Genomic DNA, 17,048 nt, shown 5'->3' on the forward strand with positions numbered 1-17,048 from the left:
GGGTTTTTCTTGTCTGCTTAACCAAAAATCAGGGACTTGCTATGAAACTCTTCGCCCAGGATTCTTATCTCGATCTTTCTCATCCCCATGTGATGGGGATCCTGAACGTCACGCCAGACTCTTTTTCCGATGGCGGCACACATAACTCGCTTATCGATGCGGTCAGGCATGCGAATCTGATGATCAACGCTGGCGCGACGATCATCGACGTAGGTGGAGAGTCAACGCGACCTGGGGCTGCGGATGTCAGCGTTGATGAAGAGTTATCGCGCGTTATCCCGGTCGTTGAGGCGATCGCTCAGCGTTTCGAAGTCTGGATATCTGTCGATACCTCCAAACCCGAGGTGATTCGCGAATCGGCAAGAGTGGGCGCTCACATTATCAATGACATTCGCTCCCTTACTGAGCCCGGTGCGCTTGAAGCGGCTGCCGAGACCGGGTTACCGGTATGCCTGATGCATATGCAGGGCCAGCCGAAAACCATGCAGGATGCGCCGAAATACAGCGACGTGTTTGCGGACGTGAACCGCTACTTTGAAGAGCATATTGCGCGCTGTGAACGTGCCGGTATCGCAAAAGCGAAATTGCTGCTCGACCCGGGCTTCGGTTTCGGTAAAAATCTCTCACACAACTACGAACTTCTTGCGCGCTTATCGGAGTTTCACCATTTTGGCCTGCCGCTGCTGGTCGGAATGTCGAGAAAATCCATGATAGGCCAACTGCTTAACGTTGGGCCATCAGAACGTCTGAGTGGCAGCCTGGCCTGTGCGGTGATTGCAGCGATGCAGGGAGCACATATAATTCGCGTCCATGACGTAAAAGAAACAGCAGAAGCCATGCGAGTGGTGGAAGCCACACTGGCAGCTAAGGAAAACTCCCGCTATGAGTAATCGTAAATTTTTTGGTACCGACGGCATTCGTGGACGCGTGGGCGATGCGCCAATCACACCTGAGTTTGTGCTGAAGTTAGGCTGGGCGGCTGGCAAGGTACTGGCAAGCCACGGGTCGCGCAAAATCATTATCGGTAAAGATACGCGTATTTCCGGTTACATGCTCGAATCCGCACTGGAAGCGGGTCTGTCTGCCGCTGGGCTCTCCGCCTCTTTCACGGGCCCTATGCCAACCCCCGCAGTGGCCTATCTGACCCGCGCGTTCCGTGCCGAAGCGGGTATCGTGATCTCTGCCTCGCATAACCCGTTCTACGATAACGGCATCAAATTCTTCTCCATTGACGGCACCAAACTGCCGGATGACGTTGAAGAAGCGATTGAAGCGGAAATGGAAAAAGAGCTGACCTGCGTTGACTCCGCTGAGCTGGGTAAAGCCAGCCGTATCGTCGATGCTGCGGGTCGCTACATTGAGTTTTGCAAAGGTACCTTCCCGAACGAACTCAGCCTGGGTCATCTGAAAATCGTGGTGGACTGCGCTAACGGTGCAACCTACCACATCGCCCCTAACGTATTCCGCGAACTGGGCGCACAGGTTGTTGCCATCGGTTGCGAGCCAAACGGTCTGAATATCAATGCCGAGGTAGGTGCAACGGATGTTCGCGCTCTGCAGGCGCGCGTACTGGCGGAGAAGGCCGATCTCGGGATTGCTTACGACGGTGATGGTGACCGCGTCATCATGGTTGACCATGAAGGCAATAAAGTCGATGGCGACCAGATCCTCTATATCATCGCCCGCGAAGGGCTGCGTCAGGGACAGCTGCGCGGTGGCGCCGTTGGAACGCTGATGAGCAACATGGGTCTGGAGCTGGCGCTCAAGCAGCTGGGTATTCCATTTGTGCGCGCGAAGGTTGGCGACCGTTACGTACTGGAAAAACTGCAGGAGAAAGGCTGGCGCATCGGTGCGGAGAACTCCGGTCACGTGATCCTGCTCGACAAAACCACTACCGGTGACGGGATCGTGGCGAGCCTGCAGGTTGTGGCAGCGATGGTGCGTAACCATATGTCTCTGCACGATCTGTGCAGTGGGATGAAAATGTTCCCGCAGATCCTGGTCAACGTTCGCTTTACGGCAGGTAAGGGCGATCCACTGGAAAACGAGAACGTGAAAGCGGTGATGGCTGAAGTGGAAGCGGCGTTGGGCTCCCGTGGCCGTGTTCTGCTGCGTAAGTCGGGTACCGAACCGCTGATCCGTGTGATGGTGGAAGGGGAAGACGAAGCGCAGGTCACCGAGTTTGCCCATCGCATCGCTGATGCGGTAAAAGCTGCGTAACCTCTGGTAAGTGTTTAAAAAGGCGGCTTATGCCGCCTTTGTTTTGTACAGTTGTGGCGGTTTTGCTGTTTTTTTCCGCACTTGATACAATGAGCTGAAATTGCCCTTGCGAAGGTCATTCGCTTTGGTTAGTATTCACACCCGCTTCAGTGGGAAAGCAAAATTCCTGCTTATTGGTTGAAGCATTGGTATGCGGCAAATCCGCAAGGAACAGGTTGATTATGTACGAAGCTCTTTTAGTTGTTTTCCTTATTGTAGCCATCGCTCTGGTAGCGCTGATCATGCTGCAGCAAGGTAAAGGCGCTGATATGGGGGCCTCTTTTGGAGCAGGCGCTTCTGGTACGCTGTTCGGTTCAAGTGGTTCTGGTAACTTCATGACCCGCGCAACGGCGATTCTGGCAACGCTGTTTTTCATCATCAGTCTGGCGCTTGGCAATATCAATAGCAACAAGATCAACAAAGGAAGCGAGTGGGATAATCTGAGCGCGCCAGCGAAATCTGAGCAGACTCAGCCAGCTGCACCGGCTAAGCCGACCAGCGATATCCCGCAGTAAGAGTCGTATCTGTGCTGAGGTGGTGGAATTGGTAGACACGCTACCTTGAGGTGGTAGTGCCCTAACGGGCTTGTGGGTTCGAGTCCCATCCTCAGTACCAATATTCCGAAAGAAAGACGTCGAAAGACGTCTTTTTTTTCGTCTGTACGTTGTCTTTTCGTAGGCCCGGCAAGCGTTGCACCGCCGCGCTTGCCCGCCCTACACGTCACGAAATTCGGCAATAAAAAAGGCGCCCTCAGGCGCCTTTTGCATCTTACTTCGCGATTACTGCTTATCGCTGTTTTCCAGATTCTCAACCTGCGGCAGGCCGTTACCTGTTGAGACGGAAAGCAGACCGTTCTCGGTATAGGTGAACAGCTTGGCGCGGGTATCGGTGATATCCAGATTACGCATGGTCAGCTGACCAATACGGTCGTCCGGCGAGAAGACGGAATCACCTTTTTCCATGGTCAGACGCTCTGGCTGGTAGGTCAGGTTGTCAGAGACCGTATTCAGAATCGAGTAGTCATTGCCGCGACGCAGTTCTAAGGTCACTTCACCGGTGATGGCGCTCGCCACCCAACGCTGCAGGGCATCACGCAGCATCAGTGCCTGCGGATCGAACCAGCGGCCCTGGTACAGCAGTTTACCTAACTGACGGCCATGGGAGTGATACTGCTCGATGGTGTCTTCGTTATGAATGCCGGTCAGCAGACGCTCGTAAGCGATGTGCAACAGCGCCATCCCCGGGGCTTCATAGATGCCACGGCTCTTCGCTTCGATGATACGGTTTTCAATCTGATCGCTCATACCCAGACCGTGACGGCCACCAATGCGGTTAGCTTCCAGCATCAGTTCCACGTCGTCAGAGAAGGTCTGACCGTTGAGGGCAACCGGGTGACCGCGCTCAAAACGTACGGTTACTTCTTCTGCCTGGATTTTGACGTTTTCGTCCCAGAACTTCACGCCCATGATCGGGTTAACGATCTTCACGCTGGAGTTCAGGTATTCCAGGTCTTTTGCTTCGTGGGTAGCACCCAGCATGTTGGAGTCGGTTGAATAGGCTTTCTCGACCGACATCTTGTAATCGAAACCGCAGGCGATCATAAATTCAGACATTTCATGACGACCGCCCAGCTCATCAATGAAATCGGTATCGAGCCACGGCTTGTAAATCTGCAGCTCGGCGTTAGTCAGCAGGCCGTAACGATAGAAGCGCTCGATATCGTTGCCTTTATAGGTACTGCCGTCGCCCCAGATGTTGACGCCATCTTCTTTCATAGCGGCAACCAGCATCGTACCGGTAACAGCACGGCCCAGCGGCGTGGTGTTGAAATAGGTCAGACCGCCGGTAGTGTTATGGAAAGCGCCACATTGAATAGCAGCGATACCTTCGGCAACCAGCTGCTTACGGCAGTCAATCAGGCGTGCGTTCTCGGCACCATACTCCATGGCGCGACGCGGGATGGCTTCGTAATCGTCCTCATCCGGCTGACCCAGGTTCGCAGTATATGCATACGGAACCGCTCCCTTCTGGCGCATCCAAAGCAGTGCAGCGCTGGTGTCCAGACCGCCGGAAAAAGCGATGCCAATACGTTGTCCTTGCGGAAGATGCTTGAGAATCGTCGTCATAAAATAAAACCCTGCTTGATTGACTGATGAGTGATCGCTTCACCCTAAAATGCATTTTTATGCAGAATAAGTGAGTTTTCATTTAATCATCTTTTGGCAAGTACCGAAAGAGATTCGTGGATTTTTTGTAAAAATTTCCCGCCTTAATCGCTGTTGTTCACGGGGTTGACAGTGGGGGTACGCTATCAATATACTGTATGCCGATTTTACGTCCCGTCCTCGGTACCAAATCCCAGCATTATTTGCATTTTTTACCCACAGCGAGTAGAATTTGCCACGTTTCAGGCGCGGGGTGGAGCAGCCTGGTAGCTCGTCGGGCTCATAACCCGAAGGTCGTCGGTTCAAATCCGGCCCCCGCAACCACTTTCCTATAAAGTCCTTTTTCAAATATACTGTGAAGACTTAGCGCCTTCGTAGCTGGATTTGAAAAAATTCTTTTTGAAAGTGCTCCAGGCCACAGTTGTGGCTATAGGGTTCAGTTATCTAAAGCCCCGATTTATCGGGGTTTTTTGTTATCTGACTACAGAATAACTGGGCTTTATGCCCTTTTTTTACGTCTTGGGGGTGGGCTTGTCCACATTAGAGCAAAAATTAACAGAGATGATTACAGCACCGGTCGAAGCACTGGGCTACGAACTGGTCGGCATCGAATTCGTTCGGGGTCGTACATCCACGCTGCGCATCTATATTGATAGTGAAGATGGCATCAATGTTGATGATTGTGCTGATGTCAGCCACCAGGTGAGTGCGGTTCTCGATGTTGAAGATCCCATTACTGTTGCCTACAACCTGGAAGTTTCCTCGCCTGGTCTCGACAGACCAATGTTCACGGCTGAACACTACACGCGCTTTACTGGTGAAGAAGTGGCTCTCGTTCTGCGCATGGCCGTACAGAACCGCCGTAAATGGCAAGGCGTTATTAAAGCCGTTGATGGTGAGATGATCACGGTTACAGTCGAAGGCAAAGATGAAGTGTTCGCGCTGAGTAATATCCAGAAGGCGAACCTGGTTCCCCACTTTTAACAGTCTGGATTGAGGTGAAAAGCCCGCGATGAACAAAGAAATTTTGGCTGTTGTTGAAGCCGTTTCCAACGAGAAAGCCCTGCCGCGTGAGAAAATTTTCGAAGCGCTGGAAAGTGCACTGGCTACGGCAACCAAGAAAAAATATGAACAAGAGATCGATGTCCGCGTTGAAATCGATCGTAAAAGCGGTGACTTCGATACTTTCCGTCGTTGGCTTATCGTTGAAGAAGTGACCCAACCAACGAAGGAAATCACCCTCGAAGCGGCGCGTTTCGAAGATGAAAGCCTGAACATTGATGATTACGTTGAAGATCAGATCGAATCCGTGACCTTCGACCGTATCACCACACAGACCGCGAAACAGGTTATCGTACAGAAAGTACGTGAAGCTGAACGTGCGATGGTTGTTGACCAGTTCCGCGAGCACGAAGGTGAGATCATCACCGGCGTGGTGAAGAAAGTTAACCGCGACAACATCTCCCTGGATCTGGGTAACAACGCGGAAGCGGTTATCCTGCGTGAAGATATGCTGCCACGCGAAAACTTCCGTCCGGGCGACCGTATTCGCGGCGTACTCTATTCCGTGCGTCCAGAAGCCCGCGGTGCTCAGCTGTTCGTGACCCGTTCTAAGCCTGAGATGCTGGTCGAACTGTTCCGCATCGAAGTGCCAGAAATCGGCGAAGAAGTTATCGAGATCAAAGCGGCTGCCCGCGATCCAGGTTCCCGTGCGAAAATCGCGGTGAAAACCAACGACAAACGTATCGATCCGGTCGGTGCTTGCGTCGGTATGCGTGGCGCGCGCGTTCAGGCCGTTTCGACTGAACTCGGCGGTGAGCGTATTGATATCGTTCTGTGGGACGACAACCCGGCGCAGTTCGTGATTAACGCGATGGCCCCGGCTGATGTTGCCTCTATCGTCGTCGACGAAGACAAGCACACCATGGATATCGCCGTTGAAGCAGGTAACCTGGCACAGGCTATCGGCCGTAACGGTCAGAACGTCCGTCTGGCCTCTCAGCTGAGCGGCTGGGAACTCAACGTGATGACCGTTGACGACCTGCAGGCGAAGCACCAGGCTGAAGCCCATGCAGCGATTGATACCTTCACTAAGCACCTGGACATTGACGAAGAGTTCGCCACCGTTCTGGTTGAAGAAGGCTTCTCTACGCTGGAAGAACTGGCCTATGTGCCAATGAAAGAACTGCTGGAAATTGACGGTCTGGATGAAGCCACCGTTGAAGCCCTGCGTGAACGCGCTAAAAACGCACTGACCACCCTGGCACTGGCTCAGGAAGAAAGCCTTGGTGATAACAAGCCGGCTGATGACCTGCTGAATCTGGAAGGTCTTGATCGTGCGATCGCGTTCAAGCTGGCTGCCCGTGGTGTTTGTACGCTGGAAGATCTCGCTGAGCAAGGCGTTGATGACCTGGCCGATATCGAAGGTTTAACCGACGAGAAAGCCGGCGAACTCATCATGGCCGCACGTAATATCTGCTGGTTCGGCGACGAAGCGTAATAAACTGTAGCAGGAAGGAACAGCATGACTGATGTAACTGTAAAAACGCTGGCTGCTGAGATTCAGACCTCCGTGGATCGCCTGGTACAGCAATTTGCTGATGCAGGGATCCCGAAGTCCGCTGATGACTCGGTGACCGCGCAAGAAAAACAAACCTTGTTAACGCATCTGAACCGTGAACATGGTTCAACGCCTGACAAGTTAACGCTGCAGCGCAAAACGCGTAGCACGTTAAACATTCCAGGTACCGGTGGAAAAAGTAAATCGGTACAAATCGAAGTCCGCAAGACGCGCACCTTTGTAAAACGTGATCCGCAAGAGGCAGAACGCCTCGCTGCGGAAGAGCAGGCACAGCGTGAAGCGGAAGAGCAAGCCCAGCGTGAGGCAGAAGAAAACGCCAAACGTGAGGCAGTATTAAAAGCTGAACGTGAGGCCGCAGAAAAAGCGAAACGTGACGCCGCTGAAAAAGCGAAGCGCGACGCTGCGGAAAAAGACAAAGTGAGCAATCAACAGACTGACGATATGACCAAAAACGCCCAGGCAGAAAAAGCCCGTCGTGAAAATGAAGCAGCCGAGCTGAAGCGTAAAGCGGAAGAAGAAGCCCGTCGCAAGCTTGAAGAAGAAGCCCGTCGCGTTGCTGAAGAAGCGCGCCGTATGGCAGAAGAGAACGAGAAAAACGGTGTGAATGCCGCTGAACCGTCCGAAGACACCAGCGACTATCACGTCACCACCTCCCAGCACGCGCGTCAGGCAGAAGATGACAACGACCGTGAAGTTGAAGGTGGTCGTGGCCGCACGCGCAGTGCAAAAGCCGCGCGTCCAGCCAAAAAAGGCAACAAGCACGCCGAATCTAAAGCTGACCGTGAAGAAGCACGTGCTGCCGTACGCGGTGGTAAAGGCGGCAAGCGTAAAGGTTCCGCTCTGCAGCAGGGCTTCCAGAAGCCAGCGCAGGCTGTTAACCGTGACGTTGTGATCGGCGAAACCATCACCGTTGGCGATCTGGCTAACAAGATGGCGGTTAAAGGCTCCCAGGTCATCAAAGCGATGATGAAGCTGGGCGCAATGGCGACCATCAACCAGGTTATCGACCAGGAAACCGCACAGCTGGTTGCCGAAGAGATGGGCCACAAAGTTATCCTGCGTCGTGAAAACGAGCTGGAAGAAGCGGTAATGAGCGACCGTGACACTGGCGCAGCAGCTGAGCCGCGTGCACCGGTTGTGACCATCATGGGTCACGTTGACCACGGTAAAACCTCTCTGCTGGACTACATTCGTTCTACGAAAGTTGCCTCCGGCGAAGCAGGCGGCATTACCCAGCACATCGGTGCATACCATGTAGAAACCGATAACGGGATGATCACCTTCCTGGATACCCCGGGCCACGCAGCGTTTACCTCCATGCGTGCACGTGGTGCTCAGGCAACGGATATCGTTGTTCTGGTTGTCGCAGCAGACGATGGCGTAATGCCACAGACCATCGAAGCTATCCAGCACGCGAAAGCGGCGCAGGTGCCTCTGGTTGTTGCAGTGAACAAAATCGATAAGCCAGAAGCGGACATGGATCGCGTTAAAAACGAACTGTCCCAGTACGGTGTTATGCCGGAAGAGTGGGGCGGTGAGTCTCAGTTCATCCCGGTTTCTGCAAAAGTGGGTACCGGTATCGATGACCTGCTGAACGCTATCCTGCTGCAGGCTGAAGTTCTGGAGCTGAAAGCGGTTCGCAATGGTATGGCGAGCGGTGCGGTAATCGAATCCTTCCTGGATAAAGGCCGTGGCCCGGTTGCGACCGTTCTGGTACGTGAAGGTACCCTGAACAAAGGCGACATCGTGCTGTGTGGCTTCGAATATGGCCGTGTTCGTGCAATGCGTGACGAACTGGGTCGCGAAGTGCTGGAAGCAGGTCCATCCATTCCTGTGGAAATCCTGGGTCTGTCCGGTGTTCCGGCTGCCGGTGATGAAGTGACCGTTGTTCGTGACGAGAAGAAAGCACGTGAAGTTGCGCTGTACCGTCAGGGCAAATTCCGTGAAGTTAAGCTGGCTCGTCAGCAGAAATCTAAACTCGAGAACATGTTCGCCAACATGACCGAAGGCGAAGTTCACGAAGTGAACGTGGTTCTGAAGGCCGACGTTCAGGGTTCTGTGGAAGCAATCTCCGACTCTTTACTGAAACTCTCTACCGACGAAGTGAAGGTGAAGATTATCGGTTCCGGCGTAGGTGGTATCACCGAAACCGACGCAACCCTGGCTGCAGCGTCCAACGCGATTCTGGTTGGCTTCAACGTGCGTGCTGATGCCTCTGCGCGTCGCGTGATCGAAGCGGAAAGCCTGGATCTGCGTTACTACTCCGTCATCTATAACCTGATCGACGAAGTGAAAGCGGCAATGAGCGGTATGCTGTCTCCGGAACTGAAACAGCAGATCATCGGTCTGGCTGAAGTGCGTGACGTGTTCAAATCACCGAAATTCGGTGCGATCGCGGGCTGTATGGTTACCGAGGGTAACATCAAGCGTCACAACCCAATCCGCGTACTGCGTGACAACGTGGTTATCTACGAAGGCGAGCTGGAATCCCTGCGCCGCTTCAAAGATGACGTTAACGAAGTCCGTAACGGCATGGAATGTGGTATCGGCGTTAAGAACTACAACGACGTTCGCGTTGGCGATATGATCGAAGTGTTCGAGATCATCGAGATCCAACGCACTATCGCGTAATCTTCGCTAAGATTGCCGATTGTAGGCCGGGATCGCCTCGCGCCACCCGGCATTAAATTTCAAAAGGGGCTTTGGCCCCTTTTTTGTCTGGAGAATTTATTATGGCGAAAGAATTTGGTCGCCCGCAGCGCGTGGCTCAGGAGATGCAAAAAGAGATCGCAATCATCCTTCAGCGCGAAATCAAAGACCCGCGCCTGGGGATGATGACCACCGTGTCTGGCGTTGAAATGTCCCGCGACCTGGCGTATGCCAAAGTGTTCGTGACATTCCTGAATGACCAGGACGAAGACGCGGTTAAGAACGGTATTAAAGCGCTGCAGGAAGCCTCTGGTTTCATCCGCTCTCTGCTTGGCAAAGCGATGCGCCTGCGTATCGTGCCAGAGCTGACCTTCTTCTACGACAACTCGCTGGTCGAAGGGATGCGCATGTCCAACCTGGTCACCAGCGTGGTGAAGCAGGATGATGAGCGTCGTGTGAACCCGGACGATAAAAAGGAGGACTGATGAGTCGTCCTCGTCGTCGCGGTCGCGACGTGCACGGCGTGCTGCTGCTGGATAAACCGCAGGGTGCATCCAGCAACGACGTGCTGCAAAAAGTAAAGCGTATATATAACGCCAACCGCGCGGGGCACACCGGGGCGCTGGATCCGCTGGCGACCGGTATGCTGCCGATTTGTCTGGGTGAAGCGACCAAGTTTTCCCAATATCTGCTGGATTCGGACAAACGCTACCGCGTGATTGCCAAGCTTGGCCAGCGCACGGACACTTCCGATGCTGATGGTCAGGTCGTCGAAGAGCGTCCGGTGACGTTCAGCAGCGAACAGCTTGATGCCGCGCTCGAGAGCTTCCGTGGCGATACCCAACAGGTGCCGTCCATGTACTCGGCACTGAAGTACCAAGGCAAAAAGCTCTACGAGTATGCGCGTCAGGGAATTGAGGTGCCACGCGAGGCCCGTCCGATTACGGTCTATGAGCTGCTGTTCATTCGTCACGAAGGCGATGAGCTGGAGCTGGAAGTGCATTGCTCAAAAGGCACCTATATCCGCACCATCATCGACGATCTGGGTGAGAAGCTGGGCTGTGGCGCGCACGTTATTTATCTGCGCCGTCTGGCAGTCAGCAAGTACCCGGCTGAACGTATGGTGACGCTGGAGCAGCTGCAGGCGCTGGTGGACCAGGCGCAGGAGCAGGGCACAGAGGCGGCGGATCTGCTTGACCCCTTACTGATGCCAATGGACAGTCCTGCTTCGGACTATCCGGTTGTCAATCTGCCGTTGACCTCCTCCGTTTACTTTAAAAACGGCAACCCGGTGCGTACGACGAATGTCCCGGCACAAGGGCTGGTGCGCGTTACGGAAGGGGATGACAACACCTTCATCGGGATGGGTGAAATCGACGACGAAGGTCGTGTTGCCCCACGCCGTCTGGTGGTTGAATATCCGGCATAAGCTGACGCCTTGCCTTGCGATAAGCAGGGGAGGCGGGTAGAATATTGCGGCTTAACGTCTGGTAAATTGTTTAACAATTGGCATACGTTATACATGGGAAAGCTGAATTAGAGATCGGCTTCCTTTCATTCTTTAAATTTTGGAGTTTTAAAATGTCTCTAAGCGTTGAAGCTAAAGCTAAAATCGTTTCTGAGTTTGGTCGTGATGCTAACGACAGCGGTTCTACCGAAGTTCAGGTTGCACTGCTGACTGCACAGATTAACCACCTGCAGGGTCACTTTGCAGAGCATAAAAAAGATCACCACAGCCGTCGTGGTCTGCTGCGCATGGTTTCTCAGCGTCGTAAACTGCTCGACTACCTGAAACGTAAAGATGTTGCACGCTACACCGCGCTGATCGAGCGTCTGGGCCTGCGTCGCTAAGTCTTGCGAGTTTCAGAAAAGGGGGCCTTATGGCCCCTTTTTTCAACCAGACCGCAGCAATTCACTGGAAACTAATGTATTGTTGCTATAAATGATCTTCATTGCAGAGGTTCGCGCGGCTAATGAGAGGCTTCACCCATGGGGGTGTCGGTTGTCATTAGTCGCGAGGATGCGAAGAAGGTCCGGTAAAAGTCAGCACGCCTTTGGTGTGCTGTCATTCATTTAAGAAAGGACAGAATCTTGCTGAATCCGATCGTTCGTAAATTCCAGTACGGTCAACATACCGTTACGCTGGAAACCGGCATGATGGCACGTCAGGCTACTGCTGCTGTTATGGTAAGCATGGATGACACCGCGGTATTCGTAACCGTGGTTGGCCAGAAAAAAGCTAAACCAGGTCAGGACTTCTTCCCACTGACCGTAAACTACCAGGAGCGTACTTACGCTGCCGGTAAAATCCCGGGTGGTTTCTTCCGTCGTGAAGGCCGTCCAAGCGAAGGCGAAACCCTGATCGCGCGTCTGATTGACCGCCCGGTTCGTCCGCTCTTCCCGGAAGGCTTCGTTAACGAAGTTCAGGTTATCGCGACCGTTGTTTCCGTTAACCCACAGGTTAACCCGGACATCGTTGCGATGATCGGCGCATCCGCAGCCCTCTCCCTGTCTGGTATTCCATTCAACGGTCCTATCGGTGCTGCGCGCGTGGGTTACATCAATGACCAGTACGTTCTGAACCCAACTCAGGATGAGCTGAAGTCAAGCAAGCTGGACCTGGTTGTTGCCGGTACCGAAGCTGCGGTACTGATGGTTGAATCCGAAGCAGAACTGCTGAGCGAAGACCAGATGCTGGGCGCGGTGGTCTTTGGCCACGATCAGCAGCAGATCGTTATCCAGAACATCAACGACCTGGTGAAAGAAGCCGGTAAACCTCGTTGGGACTGGCAGCCAGAAGCGGCAAACGACGCGCTGAATGCACGCGTTGCAGCCCTGGCCGAAGCGCGTCTGAGCGATGCTTACCGCATCACCGACAAGCAAGAGCGTTATACCCAGGTTGACGCGATCAAATCTGAAACCATCGCTACGCTGGTGGCAGAAGATGAGTCCCTGGACGCTAACGAGCTCGGCGAAATCCTGCACGCTATCGAGAAAAACGTTGTTCGTAGCCGCGTTCTGGCAGGCGAGCCGCGTATCGATGGCCGTGAAAAAGATATGATCCGTGGTCTGGATGTGCGTACTGGCGTACTGCCACGTACTCACGGTTCCGCGCTGTTCACCCGTGGTGAAACGCAGGCGCTGGTTACCGCAACCCTGGGTACTGCCCGTGACGCACAGAACATCGACGAACTGATGGGCGAGCGCACTGACAGCTTCCTGTTCCACTACAACTTCCCTCCGTACTCCGTAGGTGAAACCGGTATGGTTGGCTCGCCGAAGCGTCGTGAAATTGGTCACGGTCGTCTGGCGAAGCGCGGCGTACTGGCTGTGATGCCAGATGCTGATAAATTCCCGTACACCGTTCGTGTGGTTTCTGAAATCACCGAATCTAACGGTTCTTCTTCTATGGCTTCCGTGTGCGGTGCTTCTCTGGCACTGATGGATGCGGGCGTACCGGTGAAAGCGGCCGTTGCGGGTATCGCAATGGGTCTGGTGAAAGAAGGCGACAACTTCGTTGTTCTGTCTGACATCCTGGGCGACGAAGATCACTTGGGTGACATGGACTTCAAAGTCGCGGGTTCCCGCGAAGGTATCTCTGCCCTGCAGATGGATATCAAAATTGAAGGCATCACCAAAGAGATCATGCAGGTTGCGCTGAACCAGGCTAAAGGTGCACGTCTGCACATCCTGAGCGTGATGGAACAGGCGATCAACGCGCCACGTGGCGACATTTCTCAGTTCGCTCCACGTATCCACACCATTAAGATCAGCCCGGACAAGATCAAAGATGTTATCGGTAAAGGCGGTTCTGTTATCCGTGCTCTGACCGAAGAGACTGGCACTACCATCGAAATCGAAGATGACGGTACTGTGAAGATCGCAGCGACCGACGGCGAGAAAGCGAAATACGCTATCCGTCGTATCGAAGAGATCACTGCCGAGATCGAAGTGGGCCGTGTCTACAATGGTAAAGTGACCCGTATCGTTGACTTTGGCGCATTCGTTGCCATCGGTGGCGGTAAAGAAGGTCTGGTACACATCTCTCAGATCGCTGACAAGCGCGTTGAGAAAGTGACCGACTACCTGCAGATGGGTCAGGAAGTGCCGGTTAAAGTTCTCGAAGTTGACCGTCAGGGCCGTATCCGTCTGAGCATTAAAGAAGCGACCGAGCAGTCGTCTGCCGCTGCGCCGGAAGCTCCGGCTGGCGAACAGGGCGAGTAAGGTTGCCGTTTGCCCCCCGTGCAAGCGGGGGGCTTGTTATCAGGCAGGACGCCTTGTTAGCAGCCGGGGGACAGGACGTTCATCCAATTGTTGTCTTCGGGAGTGGGAAATGAAGCCTTTTCTGCGCTGGTGTTTCGTTGCGACAGCTTTGACGCTGGCAGGATGCAGCAACTCTGCCTGGCGTAAAAGTGAAGTCCTCGCAGTGCCACTGCAACCGACTTTGCAGCAGGAAGTGATTCTGGCACGCATGGAACAAATTCTTGCCAGTCGGGCTTTAACCGATGACGAACGCGCACAGCTTTTATATGAGCGCGGAGTGTTGTATGATAGTCTCGGTCTGAGGGCACTGGCGCGAAATGATTTTTCACAAGCGTTGGCGATCCGACCGGATATGCCTGAAGTATTCAATTACTTAGGCATTTATTTAACGCAGGCAGGCAATTTTGATGCTGCCTATGAAGCGTTTGATTCTGTACTTGAGCTTGATCCAACTTACAACTACGCGCACTTGAATCGCGGTATCGCATTGTATTACGGCGGTCGTGACAAGTTAGCGCAAGATGATCTGCTGGCGTTTTATCAAGACGATCCTAACGATCCTTTCCGTAGTCTGTGGCTTTTCATTGTTGAGCAGAAGCTCGACGAAAAGCAGGCTAAAGATGCGTTAAAACAACGCTTCGACAAATCGGACAAGGAACAGTGGGGATGGAATATTGTCGAGTTCTACCTGGGCGACATTAGCGAAGCAACGCTGATGGAACGCCTGAAGGCGGACGCAACGGATAACACCTCGCTCGCTGAGCATCTCAGTGAAACCAACTTCTATTTAGGTAAGTACTACCTAAGTCTGGGGGATACGGACAGCGCTACGGCACTGTTCAAATTAGCGGTTGCTAACAACGTACACAACTACGTTGAGCACCGTTATGCATTGTTGGAATTATCGCTCTTGGGCCAGGAGCATGACGACCTGGCAGAATCGGACCAGCAATAGCTGACGACATAAACATCAGCCCGTAATCTTTTGATTGCCATCACCTTTACTGGTGAGGGCGTTGTTGTTCGTCAATACACCTACTTTGAGCCGGTTCACACTTTCAATGAAAATTACCGAAAATTTTCACGATAAGTTATGTAGACTGGCCGCCATTGACATTGAGGCACTCGTACTACATGGCTGAATTCGAAACCACTTTTGCAGATCTGGGCCTGAAGGCTCCTATCCTTGAAGCCCTTAACGATCTGGGTTACGAAAAACCATCTCCGATCCAGGCAGAATGTATCCCACATCTGCTCTCTGGTCGTGACGTGCTGGGCATGGCCCAGACTGGTAGCGGTAAAACCGCAGCGTTCTCGCTGCCGCTGCTGAATAACATTGACCCGGACCTGCGTGCACCGCAGATCCTCGTACTGGCTCCGACCCGTGAACTGGCTGTTCAGGTGGCGGAAGCTATGACTGAATTCTCTAAACACATGCGCGGCGTAAACGTGGTTGCTCTGTACGGCGGCCAGCGTTATGACGTGCAGTTACGCGCCCTGCGTCAGGGTCCACAGATTGTCGTCGGTACGCCGGGTCGTCTGCTGGATCACCTGAAACGCGGTACGCTGGATCTCTCTAAACTGAGCGGTCTGGTACTGGATGAAGCTGACGAAATGCTCCGCATGGGCTTCATCGAAGACGTAGAAACCATTATGGCGCAGATCCCGGAAGGTCATCAGACCGCTCTGTTCTCTGCAACCATGCCGGAAGCGATCCGTCGCATTACCCGCCGCTTCATGAAAGAGCCGCAGGAAGTGCGCATCCAGTCCAGCGTGACCACTCGCCCGGACATCAGCCAGAGCTACTGGTCTGTGTACGGTATGCGTAAAAATGAAGCGCTGGTGCGTTTCCTGGAAGCAGAAGATTTTGATGCGGCGATCATCTTCGTTCGTACCAAAAATGCGACCCTGGAAGTGGCAGAAGCCCTGGAGCGTAGCGGCTACAACAGCGCAGCGCTGAACGGCGACATGAACCAGGCGCTGCGTGAGCAGACGCTGGAGCGTCTGAAAGACGGTCGTCTGGATATCCTGATTGCAACCGACGTGGCAGCACGTGGTCTAGACGTTGAACGTATCAGCCTGGTTGTTAACTACGACATCCCGATGGACTCCGAGTCTTACGTTCACCGTATTGGCCGTACCGGTCGTGCAGGTCGTGCGGGCCGTGCGCTGCTGTTCGTTGAGAACCGCGAGCGTCGTCTGCTGCGTAACATCGAACGCACCATGAAGCTGACCATTCCAGAAGCAGACCTGCCAAACGCAGAGCTGCTGGGCAAACGCCGTCTGGAAAAATTCGCCGCGAAAGTCCAGCAGCAGCTGGAGAGCAGCGATCTGGATCAGTACCGTGCGCTGCTGACGCAGATCCAGCCGACCGCCGAAGGCGAAGAGCTGGATATCGAAACGCTGGCCGCTGCACTGCTGAAGATGGCGCAGGGCGAACGTTCTCTGATCGTGCCGCCAGATGCACCGATGCGTCCTAAGCGTGAGTTCCGTGACCGTGACGATCGTTTCGAACGTCGTGGCGACCGCAACGATCGTGGCCCACGTGGCGACCGTCCAGAGCGTGGTGGTGAAGATCGTCCACGTCGCGAACGTCGTGACGCTGGCGAAATGGAACTGTACCGCATTGAAGTGGGCCGTGATGATGGTGTTGAAGTTCGTCATATCGTTGGCGCGATCGCTAACGAAGGCGACATCAGCAGCCGTTACATCGGTAACATCAAGCTGTTCGGTACCCACTCCACCATCGAACTGCCAAAAGGTATGCCGGGCGAGGTTCTGCAGCACTTTACCCGTACCCGCATCCTGAACAAGCCGATGAACATGCAGCTGCTGGGCGATGCTCAGCCGCGTCCGGACCGTGGCGGCGAACGTCGTGGCGGTGGCCGCAGCTTCGGTGGCGAGCGTCGTGAAGGCGGTCGTGGTTCTCGTCGTGAAGGGGCTGCACCAGGTGCAGGTCGTTTCAGCGGTGAGCGTCGTGAAAGCCGTGGCCCACGTCGTGAAGATGGCCCGGTTCGTCGTCGTGACGCGTAATCTTCACGCCCTGTAGCGTAAAGTAAAATATACAGCCCCGATATTTTTATCGGGGCTTTTTTTATTTCTTTTGTACTATTGTACTGGTACAGTGCAGC

The 17,048-nt window shown here is 53.8% G+C and carries 14 protein-coding genes and 2 tRNA genes; 15 read left to right on the forward strand and 1 reads right to left on the reverse strand.

Going from position 1 to position 17,048, the window contains the following annotated elements:
- Positions 1–41 precede the first annotated feature (41 nt).
- From folP to DVA44_RS02805, 4 genes are all read left to right on the forward strand, one after another.
- The gene (gene folP / locus DVA44_RS02790) at positions 42–890 is read left to right on the forward strand and encodes a dihydropteroate synthase (protein WP_103824923.1); all 849 of its coding nucleotides are present in this window, start codon (positions 42–44) and stop codon (positions 888–890) included.
- Positions 883–2,220, forward strand: a complete 1,338-nt coding sequence (gene glmM / locus DVA44_RS02795; protein ID WP_114385673.1) for a phosphoglucosamine mutase — start codon at positions 883–885, stop codon at positions 2,218–2,220. The genes folP and glmM overlap by 8 nt, the downstream gene beginning before the upstream one ends.
- A 221-nt stretch (positions 2,221–2,441) precedes the next feature.
- A complete protein-coding gene (gene secG, locus DVA44_RS02800; protein WP_039031650.1) occupies positions 2,442–2,774 on the forward strand; it encodes a preprotein translocase subunit SecG in 333 nt (110 codons plus the stop codon).
- 13 nt (positions 2,775–2,787) lie between these two features.
- A tRNA-Leu gene (locus DVA44_RS02805) sits at positions 2,788–2,874 on the forward strand.
- 164 nt (positions 2,875–3,038) lie between these two features.
- On the opposite strand, the gene argG is transcribed toward DVA44_RS02805, so the two are convergent.
- Positions 3,039–4,385, reverse strand: coding sequence for an argininosuccinate synthase (argG, locus tag DVA44_RS02810; protein WP_114316586.1), 1,347 nt, complete (start codon positions 4,383–4,385; stop codon positions 3,039–3,041).
- Between the two features lie 286 nt (positions 4,386–4,671).
- On the opposite strand from argG, the gene DVA44_RS02815 reads away from it, so the two are divergent.
- From DVA44_RS02815 to DVA44_RS02865, 11 genes are all read left to right on the forward strand, one after another.
- Positions 4,672–4,748 (forward strand) — tRNA-Met (locus DVA44_RS02815).
- A 207-nt stretch (positions 4,749–4,955) separates the two neighbouring features.
- Positions 4,956–5,408: a ribosome maturation factor RimP gene (gene rimP, locus DVA44_RS02820; RefSeq protein WP_139156304.1), complete on the forward strand. Its 453-nt coding sequence runs from the start codon at positions 4,956–4,958 to the stop codon at positions 5,406–5,408.
- 28 nt (positions 5,409–5,436) lie between these two features.
- Complete coding sequence (nusA, locus tag DVA44_RS02825) at positions 5,437–6,924, forward strand: transcription termination factor NusA (RefSeq protein ID WP_103824919.1); 1,488 nt, start codon at positions 5,437–5,439, stop codon at positions 6,922–6,924.
- Between the two features lie 24 nt (positions 6,925–6,948).
- On the forward strand, positions 6,949–9,636 hold the full coding sequence (infB, locus tag DVA44_RS02830; protein WP_103824918.1) for a translation initiation factor IF-2: 2,688 nt from the start codon (positions 6,949–6,951) through the stop codon (positions 9,634–9,636).
- A 101-nt stretch (positions 9,637–9,737) separates the two neighbouring features.
- Positions 9,738–10,139 (forward strand): 30S ribosome-binding factor RbfA, encoded by a 402-nt coding sequence (rbfA, locus tag DVA44_RS02835; RefSeq protein WP_103177165.1) that lies wholly within the window; start codon positions 9,738–9,740, stop codon positions 10,137–10,139.
- Positions 10,139–11,083 carry a tRNA pseudouridine(55) synthase TruB gene (truB, locus tag DVA44_RS02840; protein ID WP_103177164.1) on the forward strand — a complete coding sequence of 315 codons (945 nt, stop codon included), beginning with the start codon at positions 10,139–10,141 and terminating at the stop codon, positions 11,081–11,083. Before rbfA ends, truB begins: the two co-directional genes overlap by 1 nt.
- 152 nt (positions 11,084–11,235) lie before the next feature.
- Entirely contained in the window at positions 11,236–11,505 is a 270-nt protein-coding gene (rpsO, locus tag DVA44_RS02845; protein WP_032614416.1) for a 30S ribosomal protein S15, read from the forward strand.
- A 240-nt stretch (positions 11,506–11,745) separates the two neighbouring features.
- Positions 11,746–13,878 (forward strand): polyribonucleotide nucleotidyltransferase, encoded by a 2,133-nt coding sequence (pnp, locus tag DVA44_RS02850; RefSeq protein ID WP_114385674.1) that lies wholly within the window; start codon positions 11,746–11,748, stop codon positions 13,876–13,878.
- A gap of 109 nt (positions 13,879–13,987) precedes the next feature.
- Positions 13,988–14,872 carry a lipoprotein NlpI gene (gene nlpI / locus DVA44_RS02855; RefSeq protein WP_103177162.1) on the forward strand — a complete coding sequence of 295 codons (885 nt, stop codon included), beginning with the start codon at positions 13,988–13,990 and terminating at the stop codon, positions 14,870–14,872.
- A 106-nt stretch (positions 14,873–14,978) separates the two neighbouring features.
- Positions 14,979–15,059: a protein YrbN gene (gene yrbN / locus DVA44_RS26185; RefSeq protein ID WP_103177161.1), complete on the forward strand. Its 81-nt coding sequence runs from the start codon at positions 14,979–14,981 to the stop codon at positions 15,057–15,059.
- Positions 15,052–16,950: a DEAD/DEAH family ATP-dependent RNA helicase gene (locus tag DVA44_RS02865; protein WP_114385675.1), complete on the forward strand. Its 1,899-nt coding sequence runs from the start codon at positions 15,052–15,054 to the stop codon at positions 16,948–16,950. Before yrbN ends, DVA44_RS02865 begins: the two co-directional genes overlap by 8 nt.
- The last annotated feature ends 98 nt before the right edge of the window (positions 16,951–17,048 follow it).

It is taken from the genome of Leclercia sp. W17, from assembly GCF_003336325.1.
Classification (GTDB): Bacteria; Pseudomonadota; Gammaproteobacteria; order Enterobacterales; family Enterobacteriaceae; genus Enterobacter.